The 18,863-nt window shown below is 64.9% G+C and carries 15 protein-coding genes and 1 tRNA gene; 4 read left to right on the top strand and 12 right to left on the bottom strand.

Annotated elements, in window-relative coordinates:
- Nucleotides 1-23: 23 nt before the first annotated feature.
- From VJ673_RS06640 to miaB, 11 genes are all read right to left on the bottom strand, one after another.
- Nucleotides 24-1,223 carry a PilT/PilU family type 4a pilus ATPase gene (locus VJ673_RS06640; protein WP_324125267.1) on the bottom strand — a complete coding sequence of 400 codons (1,200 nt, stop codon included), beginning with the start codon at nucleotides 1,221-1,223 and terminating at the stop codon, nucleotides 24-26.
- A 107-nt stretch (nucleotides 1,224-1,330) separates the two neighbouring features.
- Nucleotides 1,331-3,019 carry a sensor histidine kinase gene (locus tag VJ673_RS06635; protein ID WP_324125266.1) on the bottom strand — a complete coding sequence of 563 codons (1,689 nt, stop codon included), beginning with the start codon at nucleotides 3,017-3,019 and terminating at the stop codon, nucleotides 1,331-1,333.
- A 55-nt stretch (nucleotides 3,020-3,074) separates the two neighbouring features.
- Nucleotides 3,075-3,842: a lysophospholipid acyltransferase family protein gene (locus VJ673_RS06630; protein WP_324125265.1), complete on the bottom strand. Its 768-nt coding sequence runs from the start codon at nucleotides 3,840-3,842 to the stop codon at nucleotides 3,075-3,077.
- Nucleotides 3,843-3,850: 8 nt separating this feature from the next.
- Nucleotides 3,851-4,390, bottom strand: a complete 540-nt coding sequence (gene gmhB, locus VJ673_RS06625) for a D-glycero-beta-D-manno-heptose 1,7-bisphosphate 7-phosphatase (RefSeq protein WP_324125264.1) — start codon at nucleotides 4,388-4,390, stop codon at nucleotides 3,851-3,853.
- Nucleotides 4,391-4,402: 12 nt separating this feature from the next.
- Entirely contained in the window at nucleotides 4,403-6,487 is a 2,085-nt protein-coding gene (gene glyS, locus VJ673_RS06620; protein WP_324125263.1) for a glycine--tRNA ligase subunit beta, read from the bottom strand.
- Nucleotides 6,487-7,410, bottom strand: coding sequence for a glycine--tRNA ligase subunit alpha (gene glyQ, locus VJ673_RS06615; RefSeq protein WP_324125261.1), 924 nt, complete (start codon nucleotides 7,408-7,410; stop codon nucleotides 6,487-6,489). Before glyQ ends, glyS begins: the two co-directional genes overlap by 1 nt.
- 133 nt (nucleotides 7,411-7,543) lie before the next feature.
- Entirely contained in the window at nucleotides 7,544-9,001 is a 1,458-nt protein-coding gene (gene lnt, locus VJ673_RS06610; RefSeq protein ID WP_324125315.1) for an apolipoprotein N-acyltransferase, read from the bottom strand.
- Between the two features lie 74 nt (nucleotides 9,002-9,075).
- A complete protein-coding gene (locus tag VJ673_RS06605) occupies nucleotides 9,076-9,921 on the bottom strand; it encodes a CorC family transporter (protein ID WP_324125260.1) in 846 nt (281 codons plus the stop codon).
- A gap of 25 nt (nucleotides 9,922-9,946) precedes the next feature.
- On the bottom strand, nucleotides 9,947-10,426 hold the full coding sequence (ybeY, locus tag VJ673_RS06600; protein WP_324125259.1) for an rRNA maturation RNase YbeY: 480 nt from the start codon (nucleotides 10,424-10,426) through the stop codon (nucleotides 9,947-9,949).
- Nucleotides 10,423-11,403, bottom strand: a complete 981-nt coding sequence (locus VJ673_RS06595; RefSeq protein WP_324125258.1) for a PhoH family protein — start codon at nucleotides 11,401-11,403, stop codon at nucleotides 10,423-10,425. Before VJ673_RS06595 ends, ybeY begins: the two co-directional genes overlap by 4 nt.
- Entirely contained in the window at nucleotides 11,404-12,741 is a 1,338-nt protein-coding gene (miaB, locus tag VJ673_RS06590; RefSeq protein ID WP_324125257.1) for a tRNA (N6-isopentenyl adenosine(37)-C2)-methylthiotransferase MiaB, read from the bottom strand.
- A gap of 53 nt (nucleotides 12,742-12,794) precedes the next feature.
- Between miaB and VJ673_RS06585 the strand changes: the two genes are divergently transcribed.
- The 3 genes from VJ673_RS06585 (at nucleotide 12,795) to VJ673_RS06575 (ending at nucleotide 14,168) form a co-directional block, all read left to right on the top strand.
- Nucleotides 12,795-12,871 (top strand) — tRNA-Met (locus VJ673_RS06585).
- Between the two features lie 260 nt (nucleotides 12,872-13,131).
- Nucleotides 13,132-13,719, top strand: coding sequence for a Panacea domain-containing protein (locus VJ673_RS06580; RefSeq protein ID WP_324125256.1), 588 nt, complete (start codon nucleotides 13,132-13,134; stop codon nucleotides 13,717-13,719).
- Nucleotides 13,719-14,168 (top strand): hypothetical protein, encoded by a 450-nt coding sequence (locus VJ673_RS06575; protein WP_324125255.1) that lies wholly within the window; start codon nucleotides 13,719-13,721, stop codon nucleotides 14,166-14,168. The genes VJ673_RS06580 and VJ673_RS06575 overlap by 1 nt, the downstream gene beginning before the upstream one ends.
- 185 nt (nucleotides 14,169-14,353) lie before the next feature.
- Here the strand turns inward: VJ673_RS06575 and VJ673_RS06570 are convergent, their stop codons facing one another.
- Nucleotides 14,354-17,797 carry a class I SAM-dependent DNA methyltransferase gene (locus VJ673_RS06570; RefSeq protein ID WP_324125254.1) on the bottom strand — a complete coding sequence of 1,148 codons (3,444 nt, stop codon included), beginning with the start codon at nucleotides 17,795-17,797 and terminating at the stop codon, nucleotides 14,354-14,356.
- 571 nt (nucleotides 17,798-18,368) lie between these two features.
- Here VJ673_RS06570 and VJ673_RS06565 point away from each other — a divergent pair.
- Nucleotides 18,369-18,734, top strand: coding sequence for a hypothetical protein (locus VJ673_RS06565; protein WP_324125253.1), 366 nt, complete (start codon nucleotides 18,369-18,371; stop codon nucleotides 18,732-18,734).
- Nucleotides 18,735-18,863 lie beyond the last annotated feature (129 nt).

Genomic DNA, 18,863 nt, shown 5'->3' with positions numbered 1-18,863 from the left:
TCGCGCCCTTATTTCCTCATATTCTAGACCGTCGCCTTGCCCGGCGCACCCTCCTCGTCTTCGTCCGGCTTCTCTTCCTCGATCGAAAGACTCAGCCCCCCGGACGACTCGAGGCCCGGTTGCGCGCGGTCGGCCTTGAGCTTGATCTGCAGTCGCAGCTCGTTGGCCGAATCGGCATTGCGGATCGCCTCCTCGTAGCTGATGAATCCCGCGTTGTAGAGGTCGAAGAGCGCCTGATCGAAGGTGCACATGCCAAGTTCGCGCGACTTGGCCATGATCTCCTTGATCGACTGGAACTGGCCCTTGAAGATCATCTCGGAGATCGTCGGGGTATTGAGCAGCACCTCGATCGCGGCCTTGCGGCCGTTGCCGTCCTCGGTCCGGATCAGGCGCTGCGACACGATCGCCCGCAGGTTGGAGGAGAGGTCCATCAGCAGCTGGTTACGGCGCTCCTCGGGGAAGAAATTGACGATGCGGTCGATCGTCTGATTGGCGTTGTTGGCATGTAGCGTCCCGAGGCACAGGTGACCGGTTTCGGCGAAGGCGATCGCGTGCTCCATCGTTTCGCGGTCGCGGATCTCGCCGATCAGGATCACGTCCGGCGCCTGGCGCAACGTGTTCTTCAGCGCATGCTCCCACGAGTGCGTGTCGACGCCGACTTCGCGGTGGGTGATCAGGCACTGCTTGTTCTTGTGCACGTACTCGACGGGATCCTCGACCGTGATGATGTGGCCGGGCGAGCTGCTGTTGCGGTGATCGATCATCGCCGCGAGCGTCGTCGACTTGCCCGAGCCGGTGCCACCGACCACCAACACCAGCCCGCGCTTGGTCATGATGATCTCGCGCAGCACGTTCGGCAGGGCGAGCTTGTCGATGCTCGGAATCTCCGAAGCGATCGTGCGGATCACCATGCCCACGTTCTGTTGCTGGACGAACACATTGACGCGAAAGCGACAGACATCCGGGAGCGAGATCGCGAAGTTGCATTCGAACTCCGCGTCGAATTCGGTGCGCTGACGTTCGTTCATCAGGCTGTAGGCGAGCGAGCGCGTCACGTCGGACGTCAGGCGTTGCTGACTGAGTGCCTTCATGGTGCCATGCGCCTTCATGCTGGGCGGGAAATCGACCGAGATGAAGAGGTCCGAACCGCCCATCTGGTGCATCGCCTTGAGCAGTTTGTGCATGTAGTTGCGAGCGTCTTCGTTGCTCAGTCCGGACGACATCTCTCAGTTCCTTGATCACAGACGCGCTGGGTGGAAAAGCCCAGCGCTAACGGCAAAACGGTGATTTTACGGCAGGCGCGGCGGCGCGCGGAAACCGGGCGCCGCGATCAGGTCGGCGCCGTGCAGGATGAGGCGAAGGGAAGCGTGATTTCGACCGAGGCGCCGACTTGCGCGACGCTGCCCCCCATTCCCCCGACGCGCCGACGCACGATCTCGAAGCGCGTGTCCTGGAAGGGATCGTGTTCGGCGCACACGCCGGGCTGCGTGCATTCGCAGCTGATGCGGATCACGGCGGAGTCGTTCCGCGCCAAGGTTTCGACCAGTATTCGGCCAGCGCGTGCGGTGGGACCGGCCGGACATTCAGTGCAGGCCTGCAGCACATTCATGAGGACTTCGTTGAGATAGTCGGGAATGACGCTCAGCGCCGGAAGGTCCTCGGCGGCACGGAATTCGACCTCGATCGAGCGGAAGCGGCGGTCGAAGCTGAGGAAGTCCAGGACCGCCTTGACCATCTGGTTGATGTCGACGAGCTCGCGGTTTTCGCGATGGGCGGCGGCGAAATCGGAGATATGGCGCGTCATGCCGGCAATGCGGCGTGTCTGTTCGAGAATCTCCGCCGGCTTGCATGTCACGCACTCGTTCTTGTCCCTCTGCCGCTGAATCTCCTGGGCCATCATCGAGATCGTCGCGAGTGGGTTGCCGACTTCATGTGACACGTTGGCCGCCATCGTCGCGAGCGCAGCCATCTTCTCGCGGTGCCACCGATCCTCGCGTTCGGTCGCGCGTTCTTGCGCATGCACCTGCAGGTCGATGACGCGCTGACCGTAGCGCACGATCAGCAGCAGAGCGGCGTAAAGCAGTACGAGCAGGCCGCCGACGATCACCAGGAAGCGATCGGAACTCGTCGAAACCTTCTCCTCGTTCTCGGCCGCTTGCGCGGCAAGATTCTTCTGGTTGTCGGCGGCGAGCTGGGCGATCTCGCCGGACGCGGTCTTGATCCGGTCGAGGAAGGCGGTGGCGTCCGAGTAGATCTCGAAGACGCCGACGACCTTGTGGCTGTCCGCCTCGCGCACGGGGACGTAGCTGGAGATCAGGTCGCGGTTCTCGACCACGCCTTCGAAAGAACTGAAGCGGTCGCGGTGCGTGAGCTCACTGGCCGGCTGACCGGACATTGCGAGCTGCCAGCCACGGTTGTCGGCCTTGTCTTCGCCGACCTGGGCGCGTTCGGACGAATAGATCGTGATGCCGCGCAGGTCGAAGACCTTGATCTTGAAGACGTTGCTCGCGTGCATTGCCACGAAGGCCTTGGTATCGAGTTCGGCAAAGCCGGGCAAGGCGGCGATCCGTTGGCCGAGCTCGACGAAGCATTGGCGGCGTGCGACGCCATCACCTTCCGCACCGGCCTGAGGCTGGCTGCGGCAGCCGTCGATCGGAAGTTCCCGGACCCGCGCCATGAGTGGCCCGATGTCGGACTTCCAGAGCACGTTGGCGACGATGCGCGTCAGCGCAACGTGGCTCCCTTCATGCACTGCAAGCAGGTTCTCGCGCGCGCTCCGCTCCTGCTTGTCGGCGAGATCGGTCTGCGCATGGGCAAGGAAAACAGCCTGCTCGCGCTGGACGTCGGCGAAGAACGATTCCTCGCCCCGCTGAAGGAAGAACAGGACGAGGCCGACGATGGCGAAGGCGACGAGGCTCGCCAGCGTGAAGTAGCGCAGCAGGCGAAAGCGGCCGGCGCGGGAAGCCTGTATCTGGGCTTCCTGCGCCTGCCGTGAAATCCTGCCCCTGCGGTCCATCATCTGCGAGCCCTCCGATGACACGTTCCTTTCGCCGACCGGCCCGCAGGGCGGGCCGTCAGACGCTTTCCTGGCTACCGTTCGGCGCCTCGGCGACGTCCGGCGCTCCGACATAATGCTGCGGGAAGAGCCGGCGCATCTCGCCTTCGATCCACTGCGACGCCTGCGAATTGATCGCGCTGGAGCTCAGGCCCGCGGTGTCGATCGCCGGCCCGATGCTTACTGTAATCTCGCCGGGATACTTCAGGAAGGCATTGCGGCGCCAGAATTCGCCGGCGTTGTGGGCGACGGGCACGGCCGGCACGCCGGCCTGCTTGGCGAGCACCGCACCGCCGGGCTTGTAGCGCCGCGAGGTGCCCGGCGCCGTCCGTGTCCCTTCGGGGAACACGACGACCCAGAAGCCTTCGGACAGGCGCGCCTTGCCCTGCTTGACCACCGTCGACAGGGCATCCTTGCCGGCAGTGCGATCGATCGCGATACCGGGGATCTGGGCCAGCGCCCAGCCGAAGAACGGCACTCGCAGCAGTTCGCGCTTGAGCACGAAACACAGCGGCGGAAAGATGACCTGCAGCGCCATGGTTTCCCACGCCGACTGGTGCTTGGAGAGGATCACCGAGGGCACGGCGGGAATGTTCTCGCGTCCGATAACCTTGAAGCGGATACCGAGCAGGTGCCACACGAACCACATCACGAGCGGCACCCAGGAGGTGATGATCCGGTGGCGCACACGGGGCGGGAACGGGAAGGCGAGCCAGCCGAAGATCGCGTAGGGCGGCGTGACGATCGCGAGGACGATCGCGAACAGCAGGGAACGCAGGAGGACCACGATATCCTTCAGGCAGTGAGATCGGCGACAACGGCCGCGAGATCGGGATAGATGAGCGTACCTTCGGGCAGCGCTGGGTCATCGCGGGTCTTCTGCCCCTTGCCGGTGAGGACCAGATAAGGCTTGCAGCCGACTGCGACACCCGCCTGCAAGTCACGCAGGCTGTCGCCGACGCAGGGGACGTTCTCGAGCACGACGTTGAAACGCTCGGCGATCTGCAGGAACAGCCCCGGCTTGGGCTTGCGGCAGTCGCAGGTCGAGTCCGCGGCGTGCGGGCAGAAGAAGATCGCGTCGAGCCGGCCGCCGACCTGGGCGAGGCTTTTCACCATCTTCTCGTTGATGGCGTTGAGGGTGTCCATGCCGAAGAGGCCGCGACCGACGCCCGATTGGTTCGATGCGACGACGACGCGCCAGCCCCACTGGTTGAGGCGAGCGATCGCTTCGAGCGAGCCGGGGATCGGCTTCCACTCGTCGGGCGACTTGATGAACTGGTCGGAGTCCAGGTTGATGACTCCGTCGCGGTCCAGGATGATCAGCTTCTGCGGCATGGGACGGCTCCGTCAGGCGGACAGGCGCGAGAGGTCCGCGACCTGGTTCATCAGGCCGGCGAGCTGGCGCAGCAGCGCCAGGCGGTTCTGACGCGTCAGCGGTTCCTCGGCCATCACCATCACGCCGTCGAAGAAGGCATCGACCTCGGCACGCAGACCGGCGAGCACACACAGCGCGTCGGTGTAATCCTCGTTCGCGGTGTGCGAGCGCACGAGCGGCGCGACCTCGACAACGCGGTGGAACAGCGCCTTCTCGGCGTCTTCCTGGAGCAGCGCGACATCCGGTTCGGGCAGTTCGCCTTCGACCTTTTTGAGGATGTTGACGATGCGCTTGTTGGCGGCGGCAAGCGCTTCGGCTTCGGGCAGCGCGCGGAAAGTGCGCACGGCGTCGAGCTTCGCGGGGACGAGGTCCATGCGCGTCGGGCGCAGCGCGAGCACCGCGTCGACGACGTCGACCGTATGGCCGGCGTCGCGCAGCAGGTTCTTGAGGCGCTCGAACATGAAGTCGAGGAGCTGCGCTTCGAAGCCTTGCGCGGTGAGGAGACCGGGCTTGAAGCCGGCGACGGCATCGCCGATGAGTTCGGCCAAGTCGAGCGGCAGCGGGCTTTCGATCAGGATGCGCAGCACGCCGAGCGCAGCACGGCGCAGGCCGAATGGGTCCTTGTCGCCGGTCGGCAACTGGCCGATGCCGAAGAAGCCGACGAGCGCATCGAGCTTGTCGGCCAGCGCGACGGCGCAGGCGACGTTGCCCGCGGGCAGCGCATCGCCGGCGAAACGCGGCTGGTAGTGCGACTGAATCGCGTCGGCGACGACTTCGCCTTCCTTGTCGTTGAGCGCGTAGTAGCGCCCCATGATGCCTTGCAGCTCGGGGAACTCTCCGACCATATCGGTGACGAGGTCGGCCTTGGCGAGGCGAGCGGCGCGGGCGGCGGCGGTCGCGTCGCCATGCAGGCGGGTCGCAATGGCCGCGGCGAGACGCTCAAGACGCTCGACGCGCTCCAACTGGCTACCGAGCTTGTTGTGGTAGACGACGGGCGCGAGGCGCGGCAGGCGGCTGTCGAGCGTGTGCTTGCGGTCCTGCTCGAAGAAGAAGCGTGCGTCGGACAGGCGCGGGCGCACGACGCGCTGGTTGCCGGTGATGATGTTCGACGCATCGGACATGCGCATGTTCGACACGATCAGGAAGCGGTTCAGCAGCTTGCCGGCGGCGTCGAAGAGCGGGAAGTACTTCTGGTTCGCGCGCATCGTCAGGATCAGGCATTCCTGCGGCACGGCGAGGAATTCGGCTTCGAATTCGCCGACGTAGACGGTCGGGTGCTCGACGAGCGCGGTGACTTCGTCGAGGAGGTCGGCGTATTCGCCGAGGCTCGCGCCCTGCTCGGCCGCCGTCGCGACGAGCTGGCGCTCGATGTCGGCGCGGCGTTCAGCGAAGTGCGGGATCACCTTGCCTTCGGCGAGCAGCGTCGGTTCGTAGGCTTCGGCGGTCGCAAGCGCGATGTCGCCACGGCTCATGAAGCGGTGGCCGCGCGTGACGCGATCGGAGTCCAGGTCGAGCACGCGGCCCGGCACGACGCGTTCGCCGTGCAGCATCGAGAGCTTATGCACGGGACGCACGAACTGCGCGTCGCCCGCACCCCAGCGCATCAGCTTGGGGATCGGCAGCGCCTTGACGGCGTCCTGGACGATGGCTGCGAGCACTTCGTCGAGCGTCGCGCCCGCTTCGTTGCGGGTGTAGAACAGCGCTTCGGCCTTGCCGTCCATGCGACGTTCGAAGCTTGCGACGGCCTCGGCGGCGATGCCCTTGGCTTCGAGTTTCTTCAAGAGCGCGGGGGTCGGGCGGCCTTCGGCGTCGAGCGCGACCTGCACCGGCATGATCTTCTCGGTGACTTCGCGTGCGGGCGCGGCGGCACGGACGTGCGGCACGGTGATCGCGATGCGGCGCGGCGCGGCGAACCAGCGGAAGCCCTGGTCTTCGGCGAGGAGATCGCGCGCCTTGAGGCCGTCGAAGATCTTCGCGGCGAAGGTTTCGCCCAGGCGCGGCAGCGCTTTCGGCGGAAGTTCTTCGGTCAGCAGTTCAACGAGCAGGGAGGCGTTCATCACACGGCCTCCGTCTTGTTTGCAGCGGTGTTGAGCATCGGGAAGCCCAGGCTCTCACGGGAGTCGTAGTAGGCCTGTGCGACGGCGCGCGACAGGTTGCGGATGCGGCCGATGTAGGCGGCGCGTTCGGTGACGGAGATCGCACCGCGCGCATCGAGCATGTTGAAGCTGTGCGCGGCCTTCAGGACCATTTCATAGGCAGGCAGTGCGAGGCCGATTTCGATCAGGCGCTTAGCTTCAGATTCGTAGTTGCCGAAGAGCGAGAAGAAGAAGTCGACGTTCGCATGCTCGAAGTTGTAGGTCGACTGCTCGACTTCGTTCTGGTGGTAGACGTCGCCGTAGGTGACTTTGCGGCCGTCCGGATAGACCGCCCAGACGAGGTCATAGACGTTCTCGACCCCTTGCAGGTACATCGCGAGACGCTCGAGACCGTAGGTGATTTCGCCGAGCACCGGCTTGCAGTCGATGCCGCCGACCTGCTGGAAGTAGGTGAACTGGGTGACTTCCATACCGTCGAGCCACACTTCCCAGCCGAGGCCCCAGGCGCCGAGCGTCGGGTTCTCCCAGTCATCCTCGACGAAACGCACGTCGTGCGCGTTGGTGTCGATGCCGAGCGCTCGCAGCGAGTCGAGGTAGAGCTCCTGGATGTTCAGCGGCGAGGGCTTGAGCACGACCTGGAACTGGTAGTAGTGCTGCAGGCGGTTCGGGTTCTCGCCGTAGCGGCCGTCCTTGGGACGGCGCGAGGGCTGGACGTAGGCGGCGTTCCAGGGCTCGGGGCCGATTGCGCGCAGGAAGGTCGCGGTGTGCGAGGTGCCGGCGCCGACTTCGAGGTCGTAGGGCTGCAGCAGCACGCAGCCGCGATCGCCCCAGAATTGCTGGAGCGTCAGGATGACTTGCTGGAAGGTGGGTTTTTGCAGGGACATGGTCTCTCGACAGCTTTAGGCGACGGCAAGAGCGCCGGCGGCGGACGCAAAGCGTCGATTTTACTGGCATTCTGGGAAGGCGCGAAGTTTGCGCCGGAAATTGCGACGAAAACGGGGGAGCCTTACCCCCGCTCTAGCCGTTTTTACGCCGACGCAATGCAGGCAGGACCGACGCGGCGACCGACGCAAGCGCGATCGCCAGCGCGCCGACGTCGCCCCAGCGGGCGTAAGGCGTGAGGCCCTGGTATCCGCGCACAGAGGTGGTCAGGATGCCCTGCTCGAAAGCGGGCAGCACTTCACTGACGCTGCCGTCAGGCTGCACGACCGCGGTCATGCCGGTGTTGGTCGAGCGCAGCATCGGGCGACCGGTCTCGAGCGCCCGCACGCGTGCGATCTGCAGGTGCTGGGGCTGCGCGAAAGAGTCGCCGTACCATGCGAGGTTCGACATGTTGAGCATCAGCGTCGCCTCGGGGAGGCTGCGGATCAGTTCGCGCCCGAAGAGGTCCTCGTAGCAGATGTTGATCGCGACGCGCTGGTCGCCGAGCCGCAGCGGAGGTTGATCGGACTTGCCGCGGGTCTGGTCGGACATCGGGATGTCGGCGAGGCGGTAGAACCAGCCGAAGAGCGGCGGGGAGTATTCGCCGAAGGGCACGAGGTGCTGCTTGGCGTAGGTCTGCGAGGGCGAGCGGCCGACGTTGAGGGCCCCATTGTAGATATGGCCCGCGGCGTCGCGCAGGAATACGCCCAACACGAGATCGCCCGCGCGGGCGCGCATCTCGGCGGCCAGCTCCTCCAGGTAGCCGTTGGGCAGGCGGTCCGCAAGCAGGGGCAGCGTCGTTTCCGGCATCACGACGAGATCGGCCCGTTGCGCCAGCGCAAGCCGCGCGTTGCTTTCGAGCTGCTCGGCGAGCGTCTCGGGTCGCCACTTGAGGCCTTGTTCGACGTTGGTCTGGATGAGCGCAACCTGGATCGGCTCACCCGCCGGCTCAGTCCAATGAAGGGGGCGCAGAACTGCGCCGACGCCTAGGACAAGCGTGACGGCAACGAGGCTCAGCGCGGCGGCGCGGCCATTGCGCCAATGCGTGAGCCCGAGCATCGCGGCGCAAAAGGCGAGCAACGCGCCGACTCCGTACACGCCAAGAATCGGGAGGAAGCCCGCCATCGGGCTCGGGGCGGATTGCGAATAGCCGATCGCAAGCCACGGGAAACCGGTGAAGAGCCAGCCGCGCAGGAGTTCGCTGGCACACCACAGTCCGGCGAAAAGTGCAGCGCGCTTGAGGATGCCGCCAGCGGCGAAACGGGCGTAAACCCCGAGCACGAGCGCGGGGAAAAGCGCGAGGTAGGCGCTCAAGAGCAGGATCGCGAAGGCCGCGAAGGGCATCGGCATACCGCCGTAGCGGTTGAGCGCGATGTAGAGCCAGGACACGCCCGCGAGGAAAGCGCCGAGGCCCCAGGCGAAGCCGAGCATCGCCGTCGCACGCTTGCCCTGCGTCCGGCTCGCCATGCCGACGAGGATGGCGATGCTGACGAGCGCGAGAGGATAGAGTTCGAACGGTGCGTACGCGAAGACGCTGCCGGCTCCCAACAGCATCGCCGACACCAAGCGCCCCACGCACACCCGCGACGACGCGCCGGCGTGGCCGGACGACAACACGGTCGAGCCCGTCACTCTTCGACCGCCTCGTATTGCTGCCCCACCGGCTGCACGAGCAAGGTTTGCAGACGACGGCCGTCGACACGTACCGCCGTCACGCGCAGGCCGTCGAGCAGGACGATCTCGCCGCGACGCGGCACGCGGCCGAGCTCACGCATGACGAGCCCGCCGACGGTATCGACTTCGGCGTCGCTGAAGACCGTCCCGAAGGCGGCGTTGAACTCGGAGATCTCGGTGACCGCCTGGACGCGGTAGCGGCCGTCAGGATCGAGCTGGATGTTGCCGCTGGGCTCGAAGTCGTCATATTCGTCCTCGATGTCGCCGACGATCTGTTCGAGGACGTCCTCGATGGTCGCGAGGCCGGCGATGCTGCCGTATTCGTCGACGACGATCGCCATGTGGTTGCGACTGATGCGGAATTCGCGCAGCAGGACGTTCAGGCGCTTGGTCTCGGGCACGAAGACCGCAGGGCGCAGCGCCGAACGCAGGTCAAAGGCGTGGCCGGCGAAGTAGCGCAGCAGATCCTTCGCGAGGAAGATGCCGACGATGTCGTCCTTGCCGTCGCCGATCACCGGGAAACGCGAATGGCCGGTATCGATCACGTGGCGGACGATGCTTTCGATCGGATCGTCGAGCCGGATCACGTCCATCTGCGGGCGCGGGATCATGACGTCGCCGACTTGCAGCTCGGACATTTGGAGGGCGCCCTCCATGATGGACATCGCGTCGGCGTCGAGCAGTTGGCGCTCGAAGGCCGAATGCAGCAGGGCGACGAGTTCTTCGCGGTCGTCCGGGGCGCGTGTCAGCAGGGCGGAAAGTCGTTCGAGCAGACTAGGTCGGGGTGAGGAGGAATCCATGGACTCGATGATCGAAAGGCGGCGGTCAGGCGTAAGGGTCAGGATAACCGAGAGCGGCGAGGATATGCGTTTCGAGCGCTTCCATCTCCTCGGCCTCGTCGGCGACCTCGTGATCATAGCCTTGCAAGTGCAACATCCCGTGCACGACGAGATGGGCAAAGTGCGCATCCAGCGGCTTGCCCTGCTCGGTGGCTTCACGCACGACGACCGGCACGCACAGCACGAGGTCGCCCATCAGCGGCATCTCGGCCTCCTGCGGCAGCGCCTCACCCTCACCATAGACGAAGGTCAGCACGTTGGTGGCGTAATCCTTGCCGCGGAAGTCGCGGTTGAGTTCGCGTCCCTCAGTGGCGCCGACGAGGCGCACCGTGACTTCCGCGTCGCCCTGCAGCGCGGCGAGCGCCCAGCGACGGATGTCGTGCGAGGATGGTGCTTGCTCGCGGTTGGCCTTGCCGATGGCCTTCTGGATCGTGAGGTCGAGATGCGGCGGTGTTGCGATGCTCAAGCGCCCTGCTCCTTCTTGGCCGCGAGGGCCTGCGCGGCGCGGGCCGCCTGGTTGTCGTAGGCTTCGACGATGCGCGCGACCAGCGGGTGGCGCACGACGTCTTCCTTCTGGAATTCGGTGAACGCGATGCCGCGCACGGCCGCGAGCACTTCGCGCGCTTCGAGCAGCCCGCTGCGGTGGCCGCGCGGCAGGTCGACCTGCGTGAGGTCGCCCGTGACGACCGCTTTTGCGCCGATGCCGATGCGGGTGAGGAACATCTTCATCTGCTCGGGCGTCGTGTTCTGCGCCTCGTCGAGGATGATGAAGGCGTGGTTCAGCGTCCGGCCGCGCATGAAGGCGAGCGGCGCGATCTCGATGCTGCCGCGCTCGAAAAGCTTGGCGACGCGGTCGAAGCCCATCAGGTCGTAGAGCGCGTCGTAGAGCGGGCGCAGGTAGGGATCGACCTTCTGCGCGAGGTCGCCCGGCAGAAAGCCCAGCCGCTCGCCCGCTTCGACCGCGGGGCGCGTCAGGATGATGCGTTCGACCAACTGGCGCTCGAAGGCGTCGACCGCGCTGGCGACCGCGAGGTAGGTCTTGCCGGTGCCGGCCGGGCCGATGCCGAAGGTGATGTCGTGCGCTTGGATGTTCTTCAGGTAGTCGACCTGGCGCGGCGTGCGGCCGTGGAGCTCGGTCTTGCGCGTCATTAGCGCCGGCGCCCGCGCATCCGACGCGCGACGGTTGGCGAGCTCGATCAGGCCGAGCTGGATGTCGTCGACGGACAGATGCTCGCCCGCCTGCTCGTAGAACTCGCGCAGCGCCTTCGCCGCGAGCTGCGTCTGGGCCGTCTCGCCCTGCACCGTGAAGCGTTCGCCACGCCGCGCGATCGTCACGTCGTAAGCGGTTTCGATCTGGCGCAGGTTGTCGTCCAACGCGCCGCACAGGTTCGCCAGCCGCTCGTTGTCGAGCGGCTCCAGCACCACTTCAGTGGGTCGCCCCATTCAGATCTCCCGGGTCACGATTTCGCCGCGCAAGCTGTGCGGCAGCGCGCCAGTGATCGTGACGTCGACGAATTGGCCGATCAAGCGAGAATTGCCGGCGAAATTGACGACGCGGTTGTTGTCCGTACGTCCGGCGAGCTCGTTCTCGTCCTTGCGCGAGGTGCCTTCGATGAGCACGCGCTCGACACGCCCGACCATCGCCCGGCTGATCGCCTGCGCCTGCTCGTCGATGCGCTTTTGCAGCCGCGCGAGCCAGCGCAGCTTGGTTTCCTGCGGCACGGGGTCTTCGAGATCGGCGGCGGGCGTACCCGGGCGCGGGCTGAAGACGAAGCTGAAGGAGGCGTCGAAACCGACTTCCTCGATGAGCTTCATGGTCTTCTCGAAATCCTCCTCGGTCTCGCCGGGGAAGCCGACGATGAAGTCTGAGGACAGCGAGAGGTCAGGCCGCGCCGCGCGGAGCTTACGCACCACGGACTTGAATTCGAGGATCGAGTAGCCGCGCTTCATCGCCGCCAGGATGCGGTCGGAACCGGACTGGACCGGCAGATGCAGGTGGCTGACGAGTTTCGGCAGCTTCGCGTAGGCCTCGAACATCCGCGGCGTCATCTCGCGCGGGTGCGAAGTCGTGTAGCGGATGCGCTCGATGCCGGGCACTTCGGAGACGCATTCGAGCAGGAAGGCGAAGTCGCCGATGTCCGAGCCGTCGCGCGTGTAGGGGCCGCGCCAGGCATTGACGTTCTGCCCGAGCAGCGTCACTTCCTTAACGCCTTGGTCGGCGAGGCCGGCGACCTCGGTAAGGACGTCCTCGAGCGGGCGCGACACCTCCTCGCCACGCGTATAAGGCACGACGCAGTAGGTGCAGTACTTCGAGCAGCCTTCCATGATCGACACGAAGGCGCTCGCCCCTTCGACGCGCGCGGGCGGCAGGTTGTCGAACTTCTCGATCTCAGGGAAGGAGATGTCGACCTGCGACTTGCCGCTGTAGCGCCGCTCGGCGATCAGCTGCGGCAGGCGGTGCAGCGTCTGCGGGCCGAACACGACGTCGACGTAAGGGGCGCGCGCAACGATCGCCGCACCTTCCTGGCTCGCGACGCAGCCGCCGACGCCGATGATCAGGTTCGGGTTGGTCTGCTTGAGATGCTTGACCCGGCCCAGATCGTGGAACACCCGCTCCTGCGCCTTCTCGCGCACCGAGCAGGTATTGAAGAGGATCACGTCCGCTTCTTCCGGGTTGTCGGTCTTGACCAGTTCCTCGGTCGCCCCGAGCACGTCCGCCATCTTGTCGGAGTCGTACTCGTTCATTTGGCAGCCGAAAGTGCGGATGTAAAGTTTCTTCATCGTTGCATGTTGACGCAGAGTTTCCTGAGCCGTTATATTAGCAGGCTCTAGGCGGTGATGTAGCTCAGACGGTTAGAGCGATGGATTCATAACCCATAGGTCGGCAGTTCGATTCTGCCCATCACCACCAACGAATTCAGGGGCTTGCAGCGATGCAGGCCCCTTTTCATTTTTGTCGGGCTAGCGCCGGGCTAGCAGGCCGCCTCTTCAACACCTACGACACTGGTTCGGCTCGGTCAGTTTCCGACGGCTTGTCGCCCACAGTCATACGGCGTGTTTTCAGCGCGAGGCACACGGCCTACACTGAATTGACGCCCCGCTTGCTTTCGCCATACCATCGCCCCGAGCCGGCCGCCGGGTCACAACCGTATTCAATTGGTGTTGCGCACCATGACAAATCTGAACCGCAACCGCCTGATTAACGCAGTCGTGTTCTTCGCGGCGAACGTGCGCCATTGCGGCAAGATAAAGCTATTCAAGCTGCTCTACCTCCTCGACTTCGAGCACTTCCGCCAGACCGGGAAAAGCGTTACCGGCGTCGAGTATCAGGCTTGGAAGTTCGGCCCTGTACCCATCGAGCTGATGGAGGAATGGGACGAAATGAGCGAAGACTTGTGTCGCGTCGTGCATATCGAACCAGAGAAGGTCATCGACTACATGCGGGAAACGGTCAAGGTCAACGAGGGCGTGACATTCGACGCCGAAGACTTTACGCCTCGGCAGCTCCGCATCATGAATGGCCTTGCGGATCGCTTCCGCGCCGAGTTCTCGCCGAAAATGATCGATGTGACTCACGAGCAAAACGGAGCGTGGGACAAGGTCTGGAGGCAAGGGCAAGGCGCCCACCAAGTCATTCCGTACAAGCTCGCCGTCGGTGACGATGTAGCAGAACGGGAAGAGCTGCTGACCGTGGCGCATGAACGGGCCATGTACCTCGCGGCACTCAAAGCTGCCCGCAGCGCTGCCCTACCAGGCTAATGGCGAAAGCCCCCGCAGCCCCTGGCCAGATTTGGCAGGACGACTGCTATTACCTCGACCAGCAGACAGGGGAATGCCGTCGAAAGTTCGTCGTGGTGCTTGCGGTGGACGGTTGCGGCGACGCTTTGACCGCCGTATTTACATCCAAGCCGAACGGCTTGACGGAAAACCCCGCCTGCTCGCTTGGCCCTCCACGCGCTGGTTATTTCGTCGGCGTGCCGGGGGGGCAATTCCCAAAGCCCACCTGGGTGGATTTCAGCAGCCTGGAGATGCTTGACGTCGCCGATCTGGAATTGCATGTCGCGACCGGTCGCACTCGACTGCTCAACCAGAAAGTCCAGCCACCGACGCTGTGCGCCATCTTGCGGTGCCTGCTCCAATCCGACGACATTACCGGCCGGGAAGCGCGCTTGCTCGGCGATATCGCCGCCGCGCTCAAATGCCCTTAGCGGCCGAAATCTCAGGGACTGCCTTGGGCTCGCTCCATTAACAGTCGCCGAATAGCCGCACCCGTTCGTCGAATGCCCCCCAGCGCTACAGCCCACTTTCGGTCGCTTTGGCGAACACAGGGTGCATCCCCGCCCCGACACGCGACCGCCCGGACTCCTACAACCGTGACCAGCGTCACAGCTTCCTAGCCTTGGAGACCGTACGCCTCACCTTCGCGCCGCACCATGCCGAGCTCTTCCAGGGCCTCTAGCACGGCGAGCACAGCGGCCTTCGGAGAGCGCTTGAACTGACCGGCGATCGCCTCCAGCGGTAGTCTCTGTCGGACGAGCATGGCACGCACGACGGCGACCTGCTGACGCATGTTCTTCGGCCATGCTAGTTTGCCGGCGGGCACGGCAGGAGTGACCTCGACCTCGTCCATCTCACCAAGCTCAACCTCGAACTGTTGCGGCACGGCAGCGCCGGAGTTCTGGTATTCGGGGCGCTGCCAGCGCACTAGACCGCGCGCTTCCTCGGCGGCGCGTTGGGCATTGAGTTCGAAGAGGCGGCGCAGCAACTCTCCCTCTGCGTCGGCCAGTGCCTCCGGCTTGTCTGGCAGCGGGGTGGTCGCGCCGGGGCGGCCGACCAGGGCGGTGGCGAGGTCGTTCCAACCGTAGGCGTCGAACACCGCGGCGTCGAGCGCGTCATGCAGCTCCCGTAACACCGACACCAGCCCGTGCTCGTGGATCGCCTTGTCCTTCGCCGACAGCACCTCGCCGCTCCGCAGCTTTTCGAGCACGTTGTACATAGCGGTCAGCGTGAGGTCCGGGTGCTGCGCTTGTTGGCGCTTTCGATGGGCGTCAAGCTGTTCGGCGAGGTCGCGGATACGAGCTTGCTGGTCGAGGGTCGCATCGGGGAAGGGGAAGGTCTCGAAGCAGACGTTCTTGTTGTAACGCGGCCGATCTTCAAGGGTTCCCCCTGCCGCTAGCGCCCAACAGACGTGAATGCGGCTCGAAAGTGTGCCGAGATCGTCCATGGCAAACATCACCGTCGTGCTGTCGCAGATAGTATCGGCAGGGACTTTGACAAAGACTCGATGTTTCGCTGTCAGCGATGTCACAGCGATAGACGAGACGTCAAGAAGAGCGGGTCTAAACGTGCTTCGGGCTTCTCCGAATATCCACCAACGCGCTCGCAGCGCCGTCCGGTTATTGTGATCCCGCTCAGGCTTCACCCATTCGACAACCCATTGGTAAACGCTGGGGTAACGGCGCAAAAGGTCAGCTTCGCTCAGGCCAAAAAGATCGATTGCGTACAGCCCCCGGGATCGTTGTGTGATGTCGCGGCCAGTCATTAATGGACGCACGATACCGTGAAGGTTGCCGCCGTCTTCCAACTTCTTGGCCTGCTCCTCAGTGACCACAAAACCTTGCCCCGTCAGCTGGTATCCGACGCACGCCATCGACCGGTTGGCTTTCAATGCTCGCGCCTGACCCGGATCTACCCCGATGGTCAGATTCGGAGTGATATGCCCGGATTCGAATGTGAGATCGACCTCGATTTCCCCGTCACCCGCAGGGCGCTCCCGCACAACACGCGCGACGACCCCGGGCGACGAGTCCGCGCTAACTGTTGTCAGCGCGACCCTTACTGCGGCGCCATCTGAGCTGTCTACCCAAGGATGATCGGGTACCACGAATCTGATTCCCAAGGCCGGATTGCGCTCGAATGAGGTTTCAATAACTTTCCTCGAGAAGCTCTGCCTCAGACTGTTCGTTGTAATCAAGCCGAAACTCTGGGCGGCGCGTGCTCCGACAGCGTCCGAGGCGATCGCCCACCAATACATGACTAAATCGGCATGCTCGGGAACTTCCGCGTAGGTACTCCGTAGGGCTGAGAGATACCCATCTCCGAGCGCCTGACGGATGCGACGAGCACCGATGTAAGGAGGATTCCCCACGATGAAATCCGCTTGCGGCCACTCCGCCTTGCGGGGATTCGCGTAGCGCACCTGCACGATCTGCGCGCGCTCGTCCGGAATCGGCTCGCCGGTGACGGGACTGGGTTTGTAGGTGACGCCATCCCAACGCGTGACCGGGCGGCCCGCCGCGTCGGTCACGATTTCCTCGCAGTCATATTCGATCAGCGCGTCGCGGTGCTGGATGTTTCGGAAGTCGCGCAGCACAGGCTCGGGCGGGCTCACCGAGCCGTGGGTGCGGAAGTGCCATTGCAGGTAGCCGATCCACAGCACCATCTCGGCGATCTTCGCGGCGCGCGGGTTGATTTCTAGCCCGAGGAACTGGTGCGGGTCGACGGTGACGCCTTCGAGCTCCAGCAGACCTTGCGATTCGCCGAGGTCATGCAGCACGTTGAGCACCTCGCCTTCGAGACGCTTCAGGTGTTCCAGTGTGACGTACAGGAAATTGCCGCTGCCGCAGGCCGGGTCAAGCACGCGCACGTCGCACAGGTGGCGGTGGAAGGCACGAATCTCGGCGACGGCTTCCTTGTGCTTGCCCTGCTGCTCGAAGGCGAGCGCGGCGGTCTGGACTTCCTTCCATTCGCTGCGCAGCGGCTCGATGACGGTGGGCAGCACGAGACGTTCGACGTAGGCGCGCGGCGTGTAGTGCGCGCCGAGCTTGTGGCGTTCGCGCGAATCAAGCGCCCGTTCGAGCAGAGTGCCGAAGATCGCCGGCTCGACGTAGCGCCAGTCAGCCTGCGAGGCTTTCAGCAGGAGTTCGAGCTGGTCGCGGTCGAGCGGGATCGCGGTGGCGTCTGAAAACAGCCCGCCGTTGAAGCGCAGCACGTTGCCGCGCAGGATGGGCGAGAAGCCGCCGACGTTCATGTTCTGCCACAGGTGTTCGAGCATCGGCGCGAAGGTGAGCGGCGAATCCTTCAGGCTCAGCAGCAGGTCGGTGAAGCTGCGAACCGGCAGCAGGCCGACGTCCTCGGCGAACATCGTGAACAGCGCTCGCATCAGGAAGCCGGCCACCTTCTGCGGCGCGTGCCCGGCGGCTTCGAGCGACTTGGCAAGGGTCGCGAGGCGGTCGGCGATCTCGCGCGTGACGCGTGCCGAGCGCCGTGCCGGATCGAGCGCGAGCGGGTCGAGCCACACCGTTCGCAAGCGCTCGCGGATGTCCTCGCGGCGCAGGTCTTCGAGGCGGATGCGGTGGTTGCGTGGGTCGGGGAAGGGCGTGTAGGTCGCGCCGGAGCGACTGAACTCGGCGTACAGCTCAATGTTGCGGCCGACATCCGTGACCAGAATGAAGGGCGGGCGGCCTTCGTCAGCGGGCAGTGCGCGCGCGTACTGGTCGGCCTGGTTGTGGGCGCGCAGCATCGCCTTGTCCCATCCGGAAGAATCGAGCGTCTTGCCGGTCTGTTTGGCCTCCAGCACGAAGGCGCCGCGCCGGTAGAGGTCGATGAAGCCGTTGTTGCTGCTGCCGTCGGGCCGGCGCATCACGACGCGGCGCTCGAACACGTAGGCGTTGTCGCGGGTGTCGTCGCCGGCCGGTTCGGGTTGCGGGAGGTCGAGTAGCGCGCAGAGCTCAGTGAGGAAGAGTTGGTAGTTCGCGCGTTCGCTACCGCCGGCTTTCTGCCAGCGCAGGATGAAGGGATCGACCGCTGTGGTCACGGCGCTAGACCTCAGTCTCATTCAAAGAGCGGGATTGTACCTGCGGGAAGCGGGCGGAACGGCAAGACAACGCCCTATGACAAACGCCGCGCTACCGGTTCACGCGCGCGTAAGGGGTGCGTACCGAGTGCGTACCACGATCGGCTCCATGCCATTCCTGGCAATCCCGAGCCCCTCGTATTCGACGCTGCCGATGCTCCCCTTCATCGCCAATTGGGTGGCGCCCTGAGCGCCGACGACGTGATGGTGGAGCCCTCGCCGTGTGGGCCGAAATGGCGTGCAACACGATGAACGGCGCCAAGCGCATCGAGCAGGCATTGAAGCGCCTCGCCCCCCGCGGGCGGCTGGCGGCGATCGTCGGCGAAGGCATGGCCGCCGGCCGCCCCGCCTTCAAAGCGTGGTGGGACAAGATCGGCGCCGACTACAATGTGAGAGCGAACATCGGCATCAGCGGCAAGGAGTACGCCAAGTACGGCACGTACCTTCGACAATCAGATCCTCGTCATCGACAAGGTCAAGCCCGACGGCTCGCCGGTGATGACGGGCAAGGTCGATCACGTCGCCGACCTGCCGCACCTACTGGAGATCATCCGTGCCAACCGACCGAGCGCAACTGTCAGCGACCGAGCAGGCCAATCAGCACCCGCTCAACCAGGCCGCAGCGAGCTTCCTGCGCAAGACGGATTGGGGCGCGAGCCCGCACGCCCTGTATTGCCTGAGCCTGATGCGCTGGGGGCTGGACAACGGTCTGCGCGTGAAGACGATCGTGGAGCCGGCCTACCTCTTGCTGCAACTGGAGGACGCGATGGGGCCGCTGCGCCTGACGCGGCTCGCGTCCGGGGAAGCGCTGGGCGAGGAGAATCTGACCGCGGAGCACCTGCTGCAGGAAACGGACCCGCTGGACGCGGCATCGCTGCTGCTGGAGTCGCTGCTGGACAACCGCGCAGCGATGCCGTAACCCCGCCGCCGCCCCCCTCGCCGGACGCCCCCTATGCCCACCTCGACACCCAACCCGACACCCAACCCGACACCACCGAACACCAACGCGACCTTGGACGAACGGCTCTTGCGGACCTCGCGCAACGGT

It is taken from the genome of Aromatoleum sp., from assembly GCF_035254505.1.
Classification (GTDB): domain Bacteria; phylum Pseudomonadota; class Gammaproteobacteria; order Burkholderiales; family Rhodocyclaceae; genus Aromatoleum.
Note: the sequence above shows the minus strand (reverse complement) of the source record. Positions and strands in the feature narration are given on the sequence as shown.